This is a genomic window from Desulfovibrio sp. OH1186_COT-070 (genome assembly GCF_003860215.1).
Classification (GTDB): Bacteria; Desulfobacterota; Desulfovibrionia; order Desulfovibrionales; family Desulfovibrionaceae; genus Desulfovibrio.
This window is the reverse complement of the sequence record NZ_RQYH01000009.1, coordinates 61,795-79,983: the sequence shown is the minus strand read 5'-3', so window position 1 is coordinate 79,983 and position 18,189 is coordinate 61,795. Positions and strand designations below refer to the sequence as shown.

Annotated in this window: 11 protein-coding genes and 1 tRNA gene; 11 read left to right on the top strand and 1 reads right to left on the bottom strand. The window is 57.5% G+C overall.

From position 1 onward, the window contains the following. Positions 1-296 precede the first annotated feature (296 nt). A tRNA-His gene (locus EII23_RS05155) sits at positions 297-372 on the bottom strand. Between the two features lie 338 nt (positions 373-710). Here EII23_RS05155 and murA point away from each other — a divergent pair. From murA to EII23_RS05105, 11 genes are all read left to right on the top strand, one after another. Then, positions 711-1,961, top strand: coding sequence for a UDP-N-acetylglucosamine 1-carboxyvinyltransferase (gene murA, locus EII23_RS05150; protein WP_124792320.1), 1,251 nt, complete (start codon positions 711-713; stop codon positions 1,959-1,961). Between the two features lie 47 nt (positions 1,962-2,008). Beyond that, on the top strand, positions 2,009-2,647 hold the full coding sequence (locus EII23_RS05145; protein WP_124792319.1) for a BON domain-containing protein: 639 nt from the start codon (positions 2,009-2,011) through the stop codon (positions 2,645-2,647). 661 nt (positions 2,648-3,308) lie between these two features. Beyond that, complete coding sequence (locus EII23_RS05140) at positions 3,309-5,984, top strand: M16 family metallopeptidase (protein ID WP_124792318.1); 2,676 nt, start codon at positions 3,309-3,311, stop codon at positions 5,982-5,984. Continuing rightward, the gene (locus EII23_RS05135) at positions 5,981-6,880 is read left to right on the top strand and encodes an ABC transporter ATP-binding protein (RefSeq protein WP_124792317.1); all 900 of its coding nucleotides are present in this window, start codon (positions 5,981-5,983) and stop codon (positions 6,878-6,880) included. The genes EII23_RS05140 and EII23_RS05135 overlap by 4 nt, the downstream gene beginning before the upstream one ends. Position 6,881: 1 nt before the next feature. Further along, positions 6,882-7,550: a hypothetical protein gene (locus tag EII23_RS12890; RefSeq protein WP_185702301.1), complete on the top strand. Its 669-nt coding sequence runs from the start codon at positions 6,882-6,884 to the stop codon at positions 7,548-7,550. Then, positions 7,550-8,848 (top strand): DUF4857 domain-containing protein, encoded by a 1,299-nt coding sequence (locus EII23_RS05130; RefSeq protein ID WP_185702300.1) that lies wholly within the window; start codon positions 7,550-7,552, stop codon positions 8,846-8,848. The genes EII23_RS12890 and EII23_RS05130 overlap by 1 nt, the downstream gene beginning before the upstream one ends. Before the next feature lie 116 nt (positions 8,849-8,964). Beyond that, positions 8,965-11,553, top strand: a complete 2,589-nt coding sequence (locus EII23_RS05125; RefSeq protein WP_124792315.1) for a TonB-dependent siderophore receptor — start codon at positions 8,965-8,967, stop codon at positions 11,551-11,553. Positions 11,554-11,578: 25 nt separating this feature from the next. Next, positions 11,579-13,444, top strand: a complete 1,866-nt coding sequence (locus tag EII23_RS05120) for an extracellular solute-binding protein (protein ID WP_185702299.1) — start codon at positions 11,579-11,581, stop codon at positions 13,442-13,444. Then, positions 13,444-14,541, top strand: a complete 1,098-nt coding sequence (gene yejB, locus EII23_RS05115; protein WP_124792313.1) for a microcin C ABC transporter permease YejB — start codon at positions 13,444-13,446, stop codon at positions 14,539-14,541. Before EII23_RS05120 ends, yejB begins: the two co-directional genes overlap by 1 nt. Next, positions 14,538-15,620 carry an ABC transporter permease gene (locus EII23_RS05110; RefSeq protein WP_124792312.1) on the top strand — a complete coding sequence of 361 codons (1,083 nt, stop codon included), beginning with the start codon at positions 14,538-14,540 and terminating at the stop codon, positions 15,618-15,620. Before yejB ends, EII23_RS05110 begins: the two co-directional genes overlap by 4 nt. After that, the gene (locus EII23_RS05105; RefSeq protein WP_124792311.1) at positions 15,617-18,178 is read left to right on the top strand and encodes a dipeptide ABC transporter ATP-binding protein; all 2,562 of its coding nucleotides are present in this window, start codon (positions 15,617-15,619) and stop codon (positions 18,176-18,178) included. The genes EII23_RS05110 and EII23_RS05105 overlap by 4 nt, the downstream gene beginning before the upstream one ends. Positions 18,179-18,189 lie beyond the last annotated feature (11 nt).

Genomic DNA, 18,189 nt, shown 5'->3' with positions numbered 1-18,189 from the left:
ATGAACAACCAGGGCCTTCGCCCCCGCGCTCCCGGCGCGAAGGGTGCTTATGCGCCCTTTCGCCGAACCTGTCAACTTCTTTTTTTCTTCAGGCAAAAATTTTTGCCTCACAAAAGTTCACAGCGCGAAATCTCCTTATGAACCAACCCCACCCCTCATGTCAATCGCTTTTTTGCGAAAAAAAACGAATCGTGTCCCACCGCATGCTGGCTGTCATGCTGGACACCCCTACCAACGGGCCGCGCGGAGACAAAAAAACCCGCAGACAGAGAGCGCTGCGGGTTTTTTCAAATGTGTGGGGCGAAAGATGGGATTTGAACCCACGGCCACCTGGGCCACAACCAGGTGCTCTGCCAACTGAGCTACTTCCGCCACAGAAATTTCTGTGTACGCAGGACAGAGCTTTTTTGCAAGACTTTTTTGCTCCACGCCGCTCCGCCCTGCGGGAAAAGCCACCAATACCGCACCCTGCAACGTTTTTCTGACTTGGCAGGGCGCAGCATCGCTCCGCGCCCGAGGGGGGGCTCCCCATCTTTGCATCGGACGCAAAATCCTGCATGGGTGGGCATCGCTCCGCGCCCGAGGGGGGGCTCCCCATTCTCTGGATTTTTTCAAGAAAAACCTCTACTCTTGCTTTTGTGGCGCAGGGCACGGGCAATCTCCCGTTGCGGAGAGAATTTTTTGCAACAGCATCCACTTCCGGGGGCGGTATGGACAAACTGGTTATCGAAGGCGGCGTTCCCCTTACTGGAGTCATTGAGGTCAGCGGCGCAAAAAACGCGGCACTGCCCATTCTTTTTGCCTCCATTCTTCTGGACGGGCCTGTGAGCATTTCCAACGTGCCCGACCTGCGGGACATCCATACCACGCTGAAGCTGCTCAACCTGCTGGGGTGCGCCTGCGACTACCAGAACGGCCGCGTGGAAGCGCGCCCCGGCGATCTGCTGCCCGAAGCCCCCTATGATCTGGTGCGTACCATGCGCGCCTCGGTGCTCTGCCTCGGCCCCCTGCTGGCCCGCATTGGCCGCGCCCGCGTGGCCCTGCCCGGCGGCTGCGCCATCGGCGCCCGGCCGGTGGACCAGCATCTGAAGGGGCTGGAGCGCATGGGCGCGAGCTTTCAACTGGAAGAAGGCTATATTCTGGGCCGCTGCCGCCGCCTGAAGGGCGCGCATATCATTCTGGATATGCCCACGGTGGGCGGAACGGAAAATCTGCTCATGGCCGCGGCACTGGCCGAAGGCGAAACCGTTCTGGAAAATGCCGCCCGGGAGCCGGAAGTCGTTGATCTGGCCAACTTTTTGCGCGCCTGCGGAGCACAGATCGAAGGACACGGAACCCCCTCCATCCGCATCAGGGGCGTACCGACCCTGCACGGCGGGGAATACGCCGTCATGCCGGACCGCATCGAAGCGGGAACCTTTCTTGTGGCCGCAGGCATCACTGGCGGAGAACTGCTCCTGCGGCACTGCCCTTTCGAGGAACTGGAAGCCGTTATCCTCAAGCTGCGCAGCATGGGCATGGAAATCAGCCAGACACCCGAGGGCACGCTGGCGCGCCGCGGCGCCACCCTACACGCCACTGACGTGACCACCCAGCCCTATCCGGGCTTTCCCACAGACATGCAGGCCCAGATCATGGCCCTCATGTGCCTGGCCGACGGGGCCGGAGTGGTGGAGGAAAGCATTTTTGAAAACCGCTACATGCACGTTCAGGAACTGAACCGCATGGGCGCGCGCATCAGGGTTTCCGGCTACACGGCCATGATCCGGGGCGTGCAGAAGCTGACCGGAGCGCCGGTCATGGCTTCTGACCTGCGGGCCAGCGCATCTCTGGTGCTGGCCGGGCTGGCTGCCAGGGGCACCACAGAAGTTCGCCGCATCTACCATCTGGATCGCGGTTACGAACGCATCGAAAGCAAGCTCAACGCCGTGGGCGCGCGCATCCGGCGCGAACGGGAATGAGTTTTGCCGGGAGTTTTTCCGTACACAATCCAACCGTGGAGAATGCTATGCAGCGTCTGGCCCTTCTTCTGCTTCTGCTGTCGGCAATGGCCCTGAACGGGTGCGCCTACGGCGGCTACGGCCTGTATGATGACCAGCGGCTCATGGACACGATTACCGCCGACCGAAAACTGTCCGCAAAAATCAAGACTGCCCTGATCAACGAAAGTTTTTCGGGCGGTTGGGCGGTGGCCGTCTACAGCTATTACAGCCAGGTCTTTCTGGTAGGCCAGATTCCCCCCGACATGCAGGAAAAAGCCCTGACCATCGCCCGCCGCTACAAGCCGCGCTCGGTCACGGCCCACTGGTTTGAACCCGCCACAAGCGAAACAGGCGACATTTCCCTGGCCGCCAGCTTGCGCGCCCGCCTCATCGGCACAAAAGGGCTTTCGTCAAGCCGCGTTGACACGGAGGTCAATTCCGGCCGCGTGGTTCTGCTGGGCGTGGTCAAGGATGACAGCGAGCGCCATCTGGCCATCGAAACCGCCCAGAAAACGCCCAATGTGACGCTGGTCACCAGTTATCTGCTGCTGCCCCTCACCGGGCATGGCCTGCCGGACCACAGCCAGAACTATGGCCCGATCCACGGCCACACAGAAAGCGGAGGATACGGGGGACAGGGAGGAATCGAAAACCGCGACCTGTAGCGAAAGAAGATAATTTTCTCCTTTGAACGTACGCCTGGATCTCCGAATCCTGCCGTCAAGCCGCAAAGCGGCTTGACGGCACAAACTCTGCGAAGCGCGGAACTTTTGTCAATCTGACAACATCGGTACGCGAGCACTCCCGCGCATTCCGGCAGCGAACAACAATGCCCCAATGCTATTTGGGCACAGCACGGCGGCTATGCTTCCGCCTCTGCCTCCATGCGCGTTGGCATTGACTTTGGTTTTCTTTTTTTTAAATATCGTGTCGCGCATAGCCCACCCATTTTGCACCTGCGGCAGGCAATGAATGCCCGGCCGCATGCAGCGCAGCCGCCCGGTACAAACGGCGTCCACAAGGCCACGCAGCGGAACTGCATCGAGAGTATGCACGCTTGAGCGTTCAGCGTGCACCGGCCTGTAGGCTTGCGCTAAACCCTGCTTCTTGTGACCTTCTGAATGCGAGGCTATCGTGCACCCTATCCGGCATATCTTTTCGCCTGCCTGCCTGACACTGCTTGTATTTTTTTCCTTTTGCGGCGCAGCGCAGCCACAGGAGGCCGCATGGTATAACGGCAAATGGGCTCACGAGCAACACGGGACGGATATACCGCCGGACAGCGCCATTATTTTTGGCCGTCTGGACAACGGAGTCCGCTACGCAGTGATTCCGAACGCGCACCCCAAAGGCCGTGTTTCCATCTATCTCAACGTGCAGGCCGGTTCGCTCATGGAAAATCCCGATGAGTCCGGCTATGCCCATTTTGTGGAGCATATGGCTTTCAACGGCTCCCGCAATTTCGCGCCGGGCACGCTGATCCATTTTTTCCAGCAACATGGCATGAGTTTCGGCGGAGACACCAACGCGCACACCTCCCGCCTTGAAACAGTCTACAAGCTCCATCTTGCCGACACAAAAGAAGCTTCTCTTGTAATGGGGCTGACTGTCCTCCGTGATTTCGCCGACGGGATCACATTTGATCCTCTAGAAGTTGAAAAGGAAAAAGGCGTCATTCTTGCAGAAAAAAATGCACGTGACAGTGAAACCATGCGCAACCGCCGCATGCGGACCGCCGTCCTGTATGCCGGGACAGCCTTTGTCAATCAGACCATCGGTACTGAAGAAAGCATCAAAACTGCTTCGCCGGAAAAATTGCGGCACTTTTATCGCAAATGGTATCATCCGGAGCGGATGGTCGTGGTGGCCGTGGGGGATGTCACACCGGAGCAAATAATCCCGCTTGTGAGCCGATCCTTCCAGTCCGTGAGCAATCCAGGCCCTCTGCCCTTTCCCGACTCATGGGGAAGGATCACGCCCGGCGGGCTTGTGGCTGAGGCTGAAAAACGCGACATCAGCGGTGAGGACATTGCCGTGATCATGCGCTTTGATCGCCACCACGCGCATGATTCCCGCGAATGGAGGCGCAACCTCCTTCTTGACAGGGTTGTTGCCCAGTGCATGCGGCAACGCCTGCTCGCCCGTGACCAGCGGGATTCTCTCTGGAACAGCGCGCGCTTCATGGCTCGCCGGGAAGGTTTGCAACCCTCTGTGAGTATGGTTGCAAGCACTTCTTCCGGCGGCTGGCACAAGGCACTTGCGGCACTCGCACGCGAAACGGCGCGTGCCGCATCCGCCGGATTCAGCAGTCAGGAAATTTCTTATGCGCTTGCGATGATTGAGAATGATCTCAAACGTTCCAGAAAACAGCGCATGGGAAAAAACAACGCCGAAGTGGCCGATGAATTTGTAAGTACCGTCAACGCGGATACGGTCTGCACGTCCAAGGCTTTTGATCTGGAGATGTTTCGGGAGCAACGCCCGCTGGTGACACCCTCTGTCGTAAACAGCGCCGCTGCGGAAATGCTGCGCGCGGACGATATTTTTGTGGCTGTCGGCAGCACAAACCCACCTGAGCGTGACGAGATCGCACGGGTCTGGCGTGAGGGGATTGCGGCTGCGGGCACAGAAACGATGCCGACATTGGCGGACGAAAAAAAATTCCCCTATCTTCCGTTGCCGCCGCAGGCAACATATCCGGAGCCTGCCGTTGCCAGGCACATTGTCCCCACCGGCAGCGAAAAGGAAATCATCGTCTACGAGGCCGACATAACTCCGCATCTGCGCGTACACATGATGCCTCTGGCATTTGAGCCGAACCGGGCGTGGGTCCATCTGTTTTTCGGGCGTGGATACCTGCCGCAAAGCGACACCGATGCCCTGCTTGCACGCACGGCTTCAGCCGTACTCGCCGAAAGTGGTCTGGGAGCCCTTGAGCGCGATGCTACACAAAGGCTGACCAGCAGCCTTGGCGGAACGGTAAAAGAAATGCACGGTCCGTACCATGCGGGCATCAGCATCTCCGGCGATGCCGACCAGCTTGAGGGATTGATGCAAGCCGTATGGACGCAGTTTTCCGACCCTCATATTGACAAGAAGGCCCTGCAAAAAACCATCCGCACCCTCGCCGCCTCCGAACGTACACGCCGCGAAACGGTTGAAGCTTTGTCGCGTGTGGAAGGAAGAGCCTTTTTTTACGGCAATGCCACGCACTTTCTCTCGCTTGAAACGGATGCGGCCCGGCAATGCTCCCTTGACGCCTTACGCGATTTTTTGCGCAAAAGCCGCAGGGCAGGCCCGATGCACCTCGTCATCGGTGGTGATATAGACCAGGCAAAAACCCTGGAACTGGCCCAACGCTACTTCGCCGCTTTCACGCCGCAGCTCTCTCCGGCGCACACACCGGCTCCGTTGAACTTTCCCGCGGGAAAAGAAGTCAGCAGTGAAGTCCCCGACACAGTGGATCAGTCTTTTGTCAGGCGGGCATGGCGTCTGGACTGGTCGCCGGAAGACGGGCGCAAGACGCTGCTCGCACGACAGATGGCGGCATCTGTTTTGCGCGATGACTTGCGGCGAGATCTGCGCGAAAGACTCGGCGTGAGCTACAGCCCCTCAGTGATTTACCGCCCGCTGCCGCGCGAAAACAACTTTGCCCTGCTGGAGGCAGACGTAAGCGCTGCCCGCGCGCACAGGCAGATTGTGACCGATTATCTAAAGAATCTCGCACCTCGGCAGGTGGAAGCGGAAGAGCTTGATCGCCTGCGCAAGCCCATGATCACACACCTGCGGGCCAACCGTACAAATGCGCGCTACTGGCAGCGCATGCTTGATGCGCAGGTCATGACGGGTCTTCCGTATCTGGACTGGAATTTTTCCGATGAAACCATGCTCGGAACGCTGACACCCGCAGACGTTACCGCGGCACTGAAAGAACTGCTTAAAGCTCCCGCCGCCACCTGGAGTGTAACGGCCGCGGGCTCCCGCGAGAAGAACGAAAAATGACGGATACAGTTATCAGTTGCCGGAATGTGCGCCACAGCTACAACGGCGTTGAGGTTCTGCACGGCCTTGATTTTGACGTGCGGCGCGGTGAAATCACAGGCCTGCTGGGCAAGAACGGCGCAGGAAAAAGCACGAGCATCAACATACTCATGGGATTTTTGATGCCGGATTCCGGCAGTTGCACAATTTTTGAGCATCCGAGCCATGCTCTCCCTCCACAGGTCAGGGCGCGCATTGCCCTGCTGCATGAAGGCTTTGTGCAGTATACCTTTATGACCATCGCAGAGGTGGAACATTTTTACGCACCTTTTTACCCCCGCTGGGAAAGCCGCGTTTTTCACAATATCATAGAGCGCATGGGTGTTCCGAAAAACAGGCGCATCAGCCGACTGTCCTGCGGACAACGCTCGCAGGTCACACTGGGCCTCATGCTTGCGCAGCACGCCGATCTTATCATTCTTGACGATTATTCTTTAGGGCTGGATGTCGGCTACAGGCGGCTTTTTCTGGATTTTCTGCGCGATCATGTGCAGCGCAACGGCACCACAGTGCTCCTTACTTCCCATGTGGTGCAGGAACTGGAAAATCTTCTGGATTCCCTGGTTATCATCCAAAAAGGAGTGGTGCTTGAAAACGCCCGCCATACCGACTTTATGCGTTCCTTTACGCGCTACGACCTGCCCGTCTCCGAAGCAGGGAAAAGCCTGCAAAACGGCGATGGTCCGATTTTCCGCATTGAATATGGAGCGGACAGGCTCATGCTTTTCAGCCGCGAAAGCAGGGATGTGATTGCTGCCTACCTTGCAGACAGGGGCATTCCCGTCCCTGCCGGAGGCCTTGAACCGGTGAGCATGACCCTGGAAGACGCCTTCGTGGGACTGACAGGGAGATACTGACATGCTCAGGGCATTGTTGCACAAAGAAAAAATAAAACTGCGCCACTTCTGGTGGTTGCCCGTCTTTTTGTGCGCGGCGGCCCTGCTCGATTATTGGCTGACCTTCAGAGGTGTACTGGCCATGCACGGCGCTGTGGACACATGGAACGGCCTTATTGTCAAAAAAACCATTTATTTCACCTCGCTGAAATGGGCCTTCCTCGCCTCGGCCGCTTGGATGGCCGCAGTGCAGATGCTGCCCGAATGTCACGACAGACGCCTGCGCCTGCTGTTTCACCTCCCGGTCAATACACTCTGGGCGCTGGGCATCACGATTTCCACCGGCATAACCTTCATGCTGGTCCTGATGAGCGGAACCGCAGCAATTTTCTGTGGCATCAACCATTTTTTTGGCCTGCCACAGGAAATTTCCGGCCCCATGCTTGCTACTGTCATGCCGTGGGCTTTGGCTGCCCTGAGCACATGGTGCGCTGTGGCGGCAAGCATTGCCGATCCGGCATATCTGCGCAAAACTGCCTATGTTCTTGTGGGAATCGGCTATATTTCACTACTCACAGGCGGACGCGGCTATGCCCCCCTGCAGGACAGCCTCTGCCTGTATGCGCTGGCTTGCCTGCCGTGGCTGTTTGCCCCGTGCGTTGCGGCCCTGCGTGTAAAGGAAGGGAATTGATGCGCCTGTATCCCTTGCGCTTTGTGCCGTTTTTTTTGGGCCTGATCGTGCTTCTGTGGTTTGTTCCCATGCTGTTCAACCGCGTCACAAAGGCGGACTGGATACAGACAAACGGCTATTACAGCAGCCTGCGCGGTGAATTTGTGCTGCTCGAATCCGGGCCAAACGTATACCGCTATACCGATGAAAATGGCACACGCCTGCCGCTGCGCGAAGCCCGCCTGTCCCTGCCTTTTTTATACTCGCGGGATGTGGAAAAATGGCAGGGATTTCCTCTTGAAGCAGGCGGAAGAACCTTCAGCTACACTGACGCACAGGCAGTGAAGCTATTGCGCGTCACCCCGCGCATAACGGTTTTGCCGCCTGCACGTGTACATATATTGCAGGAAAGCTCGCCCGAAACATCTGCTTTTGCTCTGCCGCCAGACGTTCTCCTGCTTGATGACAGGGGAGTGCGCTTTGTGGACTGCGCCAGCGGCAGCCTCAATGCTGCCAAGAGCCAGATGTTTACGCAGGCCATGCACGAGGCCGGTGTGGTTTTTCCCTTGCGCGCCTGCGGCGGCAACCCCTCCCCCTATAAAAATATCGACGAAGGGCTTTTTCTGGCCGATGCCGAAGGCCGCGTTTTTCAGTTGCTGATGCGCAAGGGCAAGCCTGTGTGCCACAGACTGGACGACGCCCCCGTTATTGGAGCTCGGCAGTTTTTTGTGAACGAAAGCCGCAGTTCGCCTGTTACGGGCCTCCTGGCTGCTGACGATGGCCTGTATGTTCTTGAACGCGGCAAAGCCCCGCACCGGCTGCCAGTAGCATATGATTACGCCCATGATTCTGTTTCCGCCTTTTTTACGCCTGTAGATGCAAGTATCAGTGTACGCCCGCTCGGCCCGCTCCCCATGTTGCCCATCATCCTGACAGCCCTTGATGCGGAGAAAAAAACAGTGCGCAGCATGGAAGTAGCATCCGCAGGCAATGCGGAACACCTGCGCATGCAGCAAAAATGGCTCTCTTTCCTGTGCCCTGTGACCATTACGCAGTTTACGCCCTATTTGCCCCATGCCCGCTTTCTGGTTCAAGGGCCGGTACGCAAGGACTGGGCCGCTTGCGGAATCCTGCTTGCTCTTGCACTGGCAGGTACGGTACGGCGGCGGCAGGGACAGACGCTGCGGCAGTGCTGGCCGGAACTGTTGCTCACGTTGTTTTTCGGTCTGCCGGCCCTGATACTGCTTGTGGTTTTCGGCCCTCTTTCATGTGCAGATCGCCAGTGCGGCACAGGCACATGCTCCGGGACACACAGGTGATCAGGCATATGGTCGCACCGCTGCACAGCCGATGCGCAAAAATATGTCCGCAGATTTCCGGCAAGGCCGTAGATGAAACAGCCCTGTAATACTTCACGCTGAACAAGGAGCTTGAAATGAAAAAGAAATTGCAATTTTTTTTGATAGCGCTGCTGGTTTCAGGAACCATCGGGTTTACGCTCCGGCCCGCCGCAGCGGCACCGGACGATATAGCGGATTCCCCACCAGCGGGAACAAAAGCAGAAGAGAGAGAGAGAGAGAAGAAAAGCGATCCTGTGGAAGAAGCCCTTGCAACACCTGACAGAGTGAGTGGCGGGAAGGTGCATCAGCTTGAAGGAGTGCGCGTTACGGGACAACGCCCCGGCGAGTTTGTCGTGGACCGCAAAACCATCAATGCGACGCCGAGCGCCACGGGCACCGTCACAGACCTCTTCCGCGGCAGATCGGATATTCAGTACGATTCCGGATCGCGCGCAGGTACGCTCGGGGGAGAAATCACTCCTCCCAAAATTTCCATACGGGGCGCCAAACACTATGAGAACAATTTCATCATCAACGGCATGAGCAACAACAACCGCCTGAATCCCGGCGGATACACGCATACCGATAACGGCCAGACTCCCCAGGGTGACTCGCAAAGCCTTATCCTTGATACGGACCTGCTTGAGAGCGTCAAGGTGCATACCGAAAACATCCCGGCCCGCTACGGCGATTTTACGGGAGGTGTTATTGATGCCAGGCTGCGCGATGCCGCCGCAGACCGCTGGCACGGCATGTTCGGCTTTCGCCATACGTCCAGCGAACTGACCAACATCCACTACACAAGCACTGACCGCGAGAAAAAACCAACTGTCGGCAACAACAAGCAGCCGGAATTTTACAAGCATTACTGGTCAGGACAACTGGAAGGGCCTTTCTGGACGAACGGCCCACGCATCCTGCTTGCCTACAAAAACATCAATTCGGTCATCCCGCAGAAGGTCAATGCGGGCAATCTTGACGTGACGGAACTGCGGCAAAACCAGAACTTCATGCTCAAACTGACAACGCCCCCTGACAGCCCTTTGTACGCGAGCCTGACGGGCATTTACGCGCCCTACAAGGCAACGCTCTACAACTCCACCCTGCGCGACGGCGGCGAATATTCTGTGGAAGGAGGCGGGCTCAGTCTGCTGCTGAACACCCATTACGATACGCCGATAGGCCGCTGGAGCAATGATTTTTCCTACAACGACTATCATCTGGAACGCCTCAACGACAAAAAAACCATGTACCAGTGGCGCGTGACGGCCTCCACCCAGTCCTGGGCCAACAACGCCACCACCGCCAACGAAGGGGGACTCGGCGACTACAAAATGTCCCAGAAGACATACGCATGGCTGAGCAGCTTTGATTTCAAGGCGTTCGGGCCGCTCTGGTTTTCAAACCAGTTTGAAACCGGCATTGACATGAAAAGGATATTTTTTGCGAGCGAAGACAGTGGCCACACCGCGTTTGCAAACCCTGTCGTCAGCGCCGCTGCGGTGGGCTCCCGGGAAGACGGCGTCATCACCGGGGAGCAATGGACCAGACGCAAAAATATCAAACCTGCCGGAGAAAGAAGCGAAAACGCTTTCACCTTTGCCGCCTGGCTGCAGGACACCATCAAACTGGAACGCCTGACCCTGCGCCCCGGTGTGCGCCTTTCCTATGATTCGCTGACGAAAAACACTGATATAGCTCCCCGTCTTTTTGCCAACGTGGATATTCTGAATGACCAGCGCTTCAATATTTTCGGCGGCTACAGCCGCTATTACGGCACACAGCTCATGGAGCGCGCCCTGCGCGCCACCAAGAACGGCTTTGACCGCTACACACGGGGAAACTGGGCAGCTCCCTGGAACAAGATTGGCTCTGCTTCGGACAATACCTACAGCCTCGGCAACCTGAAGACGCCCTATACGGACGAATATTCCCTCGGCGCTTCGGCAAATCTGTGGGACACGCTTTTCAAGGCAACATTCGTCACCAGAGAATACCGCGACCAGATCATGGGCCGAATGTACAGGGAACCCGGCTCCACCGTGAGCAGGTACCGTTACAGCAATGCCGGTGAAACAGACTACTGGGGTCTTACCTACCTGCTGGAACGGGATTTTGATTTGGGCACATGGGGCAAGCACAATTGCGCGCTTTCCGCCACCTATTCCGAGACCACCGGAACTTATCTGGACTGGACCGACAACTCCTTTGACGACAGCGACGGGAACCCTCTGACTGCGACCTCACGGGATCCCGATTATATACTGCTCAACGGCGCGCTGACCGCAAAATCTGCCATGAAAGCCAACAACTTCAATGCGCCCTGGGTCATTACCTACATGCACCAGGCATCGTTCTGGGAAGACCGCATCCGCCTCATGGGGCAGTTGCGCTGGGAGCAGGGCGGCGAGAGGATGTTTACCGTGCCCAACACAACGGTGCGGGGGCCTTCGGGTAGGCTGTTGAACGCATATGAAACGGCGCACCAGCCCGACACCCTGAACATCGACGCAAAACTGAGCGTTGACGCTCTCAAGTACAAGGATCATACGCTGACACTTGAGCTTGAAGCCTTGAATCTCCTCGACAGGAGAAACCTTTCCAATATCGGCAATACCAGAACGAGCCAGGGCACATACGCCATGGGACGCCAGTTCTATCTGGGCTTCAAATACACCTTCTGACCCACCGCCGGCCCCGCATATGACCATGCCCACGAACACTGCCCCAACCCGTCTGCACGGCGCAAAAAACCTCCGGAGCCTGCTTGTGTGCCTTGCCTTGCTGCTGCTTGCGGCGGGTTGGGGTGCCTCCCCTCTCCTGGCCGCACCAGCCGCCGTGCTTGCGGTATGGGATGATGCCGACGGGCAGGATGCCCACAAACCCTATACCCATGTGGACGTTAACGCCCCCAAGGGCGGACGGTTGCGTCTTTCGGCGGTGGGCACGTTTGACAGCTTCAACCCCTTCAGCCCCAGAGGGGTTTCTGCGGCGCAGCTTGCCCTTACCTACGAAACGCTGGGGGTTACCCCACCGGGCGTCAAGGATTTTGTTATCCGGGGGCTGCTTGCCGAAAGTTTCGATCTTGCGCCCGACAGGCTGAGCATGGTGGTGAAGCTGCGCCCTGAAGCCCGCTTTGCCGATGACATGCCTGTAACCGCCCACGACGTTGTTTTTACCTTCCATGCGCTGATCAGGGAAGCCTCACCCGTGTACAGGGCATACTACGAGCAGGTGACAGGCGTTGAGGCCCTCGGAGAAAAAGAAGTACGCTTCACCTTTGCCGCAGCCGACAGCCGCGAACTGCCACTCATTGTGTGCCAGATGCCGGTTTTGCCCGCCCATTGGTGGAAAGACAGAAACCTCGGCGAACCGCAGACCGAAGCCATGCCGGGCAGCGGACCATACCGCCTCGCACATTCGGTCATGGGAACACGATTGATTTATGTATTGCGCAAAAACTGGTGGGGGAGCCATTTGCCCGTCAATCAGGGGCGTTACAATTTCACCACCGTACAGGTGGACTATTATCGCGACTCCTCTGTGGCGCGTGAAGCTTTTTTCGCCGGAGAGGCTGATTTTTACAGCGAGCGCAATATCAAGGATTGGACAAATGCCTATCATGTGCCGGCAGTGCGTGACGGCCGTATTGTCCGCCAGGTGGTCGAACATGACGCATTGCAGGGGATCGGAGGCATTTTCATGAATACGCGCCGCCCCTTTCTCGCTGATGCCAGAGTTCGCCGTGCCCTGCTTCTGCTTTTTGACTTCACATGGCTCAACAATGCCTTTTTTTACAAAGAATACAGCCGGTATACCAGTTTTTTCACCAATGCCCCCTTTGCAGCGCAACCACTGCCCGGTGACAGGGAAATTGCGCTCCTGCGCACCGTGCGCCATGCCCCCGCGCCGCATATCTTCGGTCCGTTGCCGGACATCCCCCCCGGAGGCCGCCATAACGAACGCGAGCGGATGCGACAGGCTCTCCAACTGCTGGCCGAAGCCGGATGGGGCATACAGGACGGGCGTATGGTCAATGCCGAAGGACATTCCCTCATGCTGACCCTGTTGAGCAACTCCCCCGCCATGCAAAGGGTATACATGCCTTTTCGCAATACTCTGGCGCGGCTCGGCATCGTCCTGAACGTGCGGCTGGTTGACCAGACGCAATATATCGCCCGACTGCGCAGTTTCGATTATGACATGATCCATGTCGTGGCGCGCCAATCCTCAAATCCCGGCAACGAACAGCGCAGCTTCTGGACAAGCGTTGCGGCGAAAACCAGGGGTTCGCGCAACTACGCCGGTATCAGCGATCCCCTTGTCGATGAAGTGGTCGAACTGCTTATCGCCTCGCCAAGCCGGGCCGACCTGTATGCCGCAGCGGCGCTTCTTGACCGCCTGTTGCAGCACGGCTGCTATGTCATACCCGGTTGGTACAGCAGCCGGCTGCGCTTTTCCTGGCGGCAGGAGCGCATCCGTCCGCCGAAGAATTTTGTCGCAGCAAGCGGCATGGACATCTTCGCATGGCATATGGCTCCTGACACCGCAACAGATACTCCGGGAGAAAAATAATGCTTCGCTATACCTTGCGCCGCCTGCTGCTGGTTATCCCCACCCTTCTCGGCATACTCACCATAAATTTTTTTATTGTGCAGACTGCTCCCGGCGGTCCTGTGGAACAGTTCATCGCCATACTTGAGGGCAGCGGCAATGCCTTTATGGAACGTGCCGGCTCTCCTGCCGGGGATCTGCCCCTTCCGGCAGGACCGGAAGGAGGCGAGGGCATCTATTCCGGGGCGCGGGGGCTCAGCCCCAAAACGCTTGCGGCTGTCCGCGAACTTTACGGCTTCGATAAGCCCATTCTTGTGCGCTACGGAGAAATGCTTTGGAATTTCTCCTGCTTTGATTTCGGAAAAAGCCTTTTCAAGGCCGACAGCGTTACAGGACTGCTGGCCGATGCCCTGCCCGTATCCGTCAGTCTCGGGCTCTGGAGTACGCTTATCATCTATTTTGTGTCCATTCCCGCGGGCATTGCCCGCGCAATCCGCCGGGGCAGCACCTTTGACGTGCTGACGGGCGCGCTGACGGCAGCGGCAAGCGCCATACCGGGTTTTCTCTTCGCCGTGCTGCTCATCGTACTTTTTGCCGGCGGATCATATTGGCAGATTTTTCCCCTGCGCGGGCTGCACACGCTCGGATATGAAAACTTCACGTTTTTCCAGCAGGTGACGGATTATCTGCACCATATGGCGCTGCCGGTCTTTTCCCTCTCCATCGGGGGCTTCGCCGGACTGACCCTGCTTACGCGCAATTCTTTTCTGGACGAACTGGCAAAGCAGTATGTTGAAACGGCCCGCTCAAAAGGCCTTGTGGAGAAAAAAATCCTGTACGGGCATGTCTTCCGCAATGCCATGCTTATTGTCATCTCCGGTCTGCCCGGTGCCTTTGTGCGCATGTTTTTTACCGGCTCTTTGCTCATCGAGACGGTCTTCTCCCTGAACGGTTTGGGGCTTCTGGGCTTTGAAGCCGCCATGCAGCGCGATTACCCTGTCATGTTTGCTACACTCTATATCTTTACGCTTATCGGCCTTGTCACCTCCATTATCGGCGATTTGACCATGACCCGGGTTGACCCGCGCATTGATTTCGCAGAGAGGAGCAAGGCATGAACGCCATCACGCGCAGACGCTGGCGCGCATTTTGCGCCAACCGCAGAGCCTTGACGTGCCTGTGCATCTTCGGAGCATGCTTTGTGGTGAGTCTGTTTGCCGAACTTGTTGCCAATGACAGACCTCTGCTTGTGCGGTATGGCGACCAGATATATCTGCCTGTTTTCCAACATATCGATGAGCGGAGCCTGGGTGGGGACCTGCCTATTGCCGCAGACTTCAGCGACCCGCATATTGCCGCCTCCATAGCGCGCAACGGCTGGGCCTTGTGGCCCCCCATACGATACTCCTTCAATACCATTTCACGCCGTGAGGGAATAACCTTTCCCGCCCCGCCGGGGCAGGGCAATATTCTGGGTACTGACGACCAGGGCCGGGACATCTTGGCCCGCATACTCTACGGCATACGCATTTCAGTGCTTTTCGGGCTGTGTCTTTCATTGACTGGCTGTCTGGCGGGTATGGCAGCGGGCGTGGTGCAAGGATATTACGGCGGTCTCACCGACCTGCTCTTTCAGCGCTTCATGGAAGTATGGGGGGGAATTCCTGTTCTGTATCTGATCATTATCATCTCAAGCGTCATCAGCATGGGCTTCTGGAGCCTCCTGCTTCTCATGCTTGCCTTCAGTTGGATGCGGGTCGTGGGCGTGGTGCGGGCAGAAAGCCTGAGGGCCAGAAATATGGAATATGTGCTGTCCGCCCGTGCTCTTGGCGTAAACGATCTGGGTATCATGCGCCGCCATGTGCTGCCCAACGCCGCTGTTGCCCTGGTGTCTGTTCTGCCCTTCATGGTCAATGCTTCCATCGTCACCCTCACTTCACTGGATTTCCTGGGCTTCGGCCTGCCGCCCGAATATCCGTCGCTGGGTGAGCTTGTGGTACAGGGGAAAAACAATCTTTTCGCCCCGTGGATAGGTTTGGCTTCCTTCTTCACACTGGCGGGGCTGCTGACGTGTCTGGTGTTCATCGGTGAAGGGGTACGAGACGCCTTTGACCCTCGCGTTTTCCAGGCGAATCCTGACGCAGCCGGTGACGTCCCCTCTCTCCAGGAAGGGCAGAAAGCCGGAGATGCAGCATGAGCCTGCTTGACGTATGCCACCTGAACATTGGCTTTGCCTTGGGGCCTCCCCGTTCCGGCAAAACAAAAACAGTAGTCCACGACGCTTCGCTTGCTGTGGAAAAAGGGCAGTGTGTGGCTCTTGTGGGCGAAAGCGGTGCAGGAAAAAGCCTCCTCACGCGGGCGGTCGTCCGCCTTTTGCCCGAGGGCGCACATATCACATCCGGCCAGATCCTGTTCAAGGGCAAAAATCTGACCGCTCTGCCGGAAAAATCCATGCCAGCCCTCAGAGGCAGGGAGATAGGGGTTGTTTTTCAGGATCCCCTTGCGGCTCTCAACCCCTTGCACAAGGTGGGACGGCAGGTGGCTGAATGCCTGCGTACCCACCAAAACCTTACTGAAGCCCAGATTCGCGCAAGGGTTTTCGACCTCTTCCGGATTGTGCGTATCGACAACCCTCAGGAACGGATGGAGGCTTATCCCCACCAACTCTCGGGCGGACAGCGGCAGAGGGTGATCCTGGCGCTTGCCGTTGCCTGCAATCCCGACCTGCTCATTGCCGATGAGCCCACCACAGCCCTTGACGCCACAGTGCAACAGTCTGTCCTGCGCCTGCTTACGGACCTGCGCCGGGAACTGGGCATGGGGCTGCTGCTCGTCAGCCACGATCTCGGTATGGTGCAACGCTTTGCTGATACCGTGCACGTTATGCGCCGCGGAAAAATTGTCGAGAGTTCCTCGGATATTTTTGCAAACCCGCGCCACGAATACACGCAAACCCTTCTCCGTTCCGCCGATGGAGAGTGGGCCGCACCATTGTCCGAAAAGACTTCCCTTCCCCTGCTTTCCGTCCAGCACCTCAGCGTGGATTTTGAAGGCCCCAGAACAGGCATCTTCCGGAAAAAAAATCCTCCTTTCAGGGCACTGAACGGTGTGAACCTCGAGCTGTACCCTGGGGAATGCCTGGGGATTGTCGGCGAAAGCGGTTCGGGGAAATCATCGCTTGTCCTCGCGGCCTTGCGGCTCATCCCCTCCAGAGGCCGCATCATTCTGCAAGGGAAAGAAATCCAGGATCTTACACACGCACAAATGGCTCCTTTGCGCCGTGACATGCAAGTGGTATTTCAAAACCCCTTCCTTTCGCTGAATCCGCGCATGAGTGTGCGCCAACTGGTTGCAGAAGGTCTTCTTGTGCATGACAGAAATGCCTCCTGCAACGACACCCGCGTCTTGGATGCCCTGAAAGATGTGGGGCTTGCCCCCGAATATGCTGACAGATTCCCCCACGAACTTTCCGGAGGAGAACGCCAGCGCGTTGCTGTGGCGCGTGCTCTGGTGCTCAGGCCGCAGGTGCTGCTGCTGGACGAACCCACATCATCCCTTGACCGTGCTCTGCAATTTCAGCTTGTTTCGCTTTTGCGCGGTTTGCAGCAGCAATACAACATGGCCATGATTTTTGTCAGCCACGACCTTGCTCTGGTCAAAGGCTTTTGCCAGCGTGCACTCGTGCTGGACAGGGGCCGCGTTATCGAGCAGGGACCTGTGCGCGAAATATTCACCCGGCCCGCTTCACAAAAATTGCGTGAGCTTTTGTCCACCGCTTTTCCCCAAGCGGCGCACTGTTTCCCCGACGGTACCTCCGAAGAAAAAGGTTCACGCAGCCGCTGGATTTATCGCGCCAGGGGCAAAACGCTGCACACCTTTCAGCAAAAAATACGCAAAAAAGGCATCTCCTTTTCACTGCTTTTGCATTCCTTGCTCCTGCTTGCCGTATGGGGCATCCCCTTGCAGCAGTCTGGTGGCGGTGAATCTTCCATGCACATTTCGCTCGTTGGCATGGGCATGGGCACTGCCACCCAGGGAACCAGCCACGCCAGCGCAACGGACGGGACAGACCCGACCGCACACGCTGAAGAAGAAACACCTGCCCCTCCGGAGCCGGAAGAGGAAAAAATCGCCGCAGACGAGCCAAAGGTTCAGGAAAAAATGGAAGAACCGGATCTGGTGCTCAAGGAAAAAGAAAAAAGAAAAAAAGACACGCCTGAAACAAAGCCGCCCCCACAACAACCGAAAAGGCAAATGGAAAAGCGCAACAAGGCGGAAAAGAACAAAAAGCCCGCTAATGCTCCTCCGCCCGCATCGGGATCACATGCAGGCGGACAGGATGCTGCCAGTGCAGGAGGGGCCACCGAAGCTGAAGGGGCGGGCCGCAATGACAACGGCGAGGGTGGCGGCAGCGGCGGCGGCCTCGGCATGTACCAGGGCAAAGGGCAAGGCCAGGGAGCGGTTTACGGCATGAACCAGTGGGACCAGGCCCCGGCCATTTTGCAGCGAGTGAAACCCCGCTATCCATCCCATGCACAGCATGCCCGTATTGAAGGCACTGTGCGCGTCAGGGCCGTTATCGGCACGAACGGTCGGATACTCAGGGCTGTGGTGCTCAAAGGTGGCGTGAGCGCCTATTTTGCCGAGGAAACGCTTGCCGCAGTGCACAAGTGGCGTTTTGCTCCGGCAAAGGTTGGCGGCAAACCTGTCATGAGCGTGGTTGAGATACCCGTGGTTTTTTCATTGAACCGGTAGCGGAGGACACA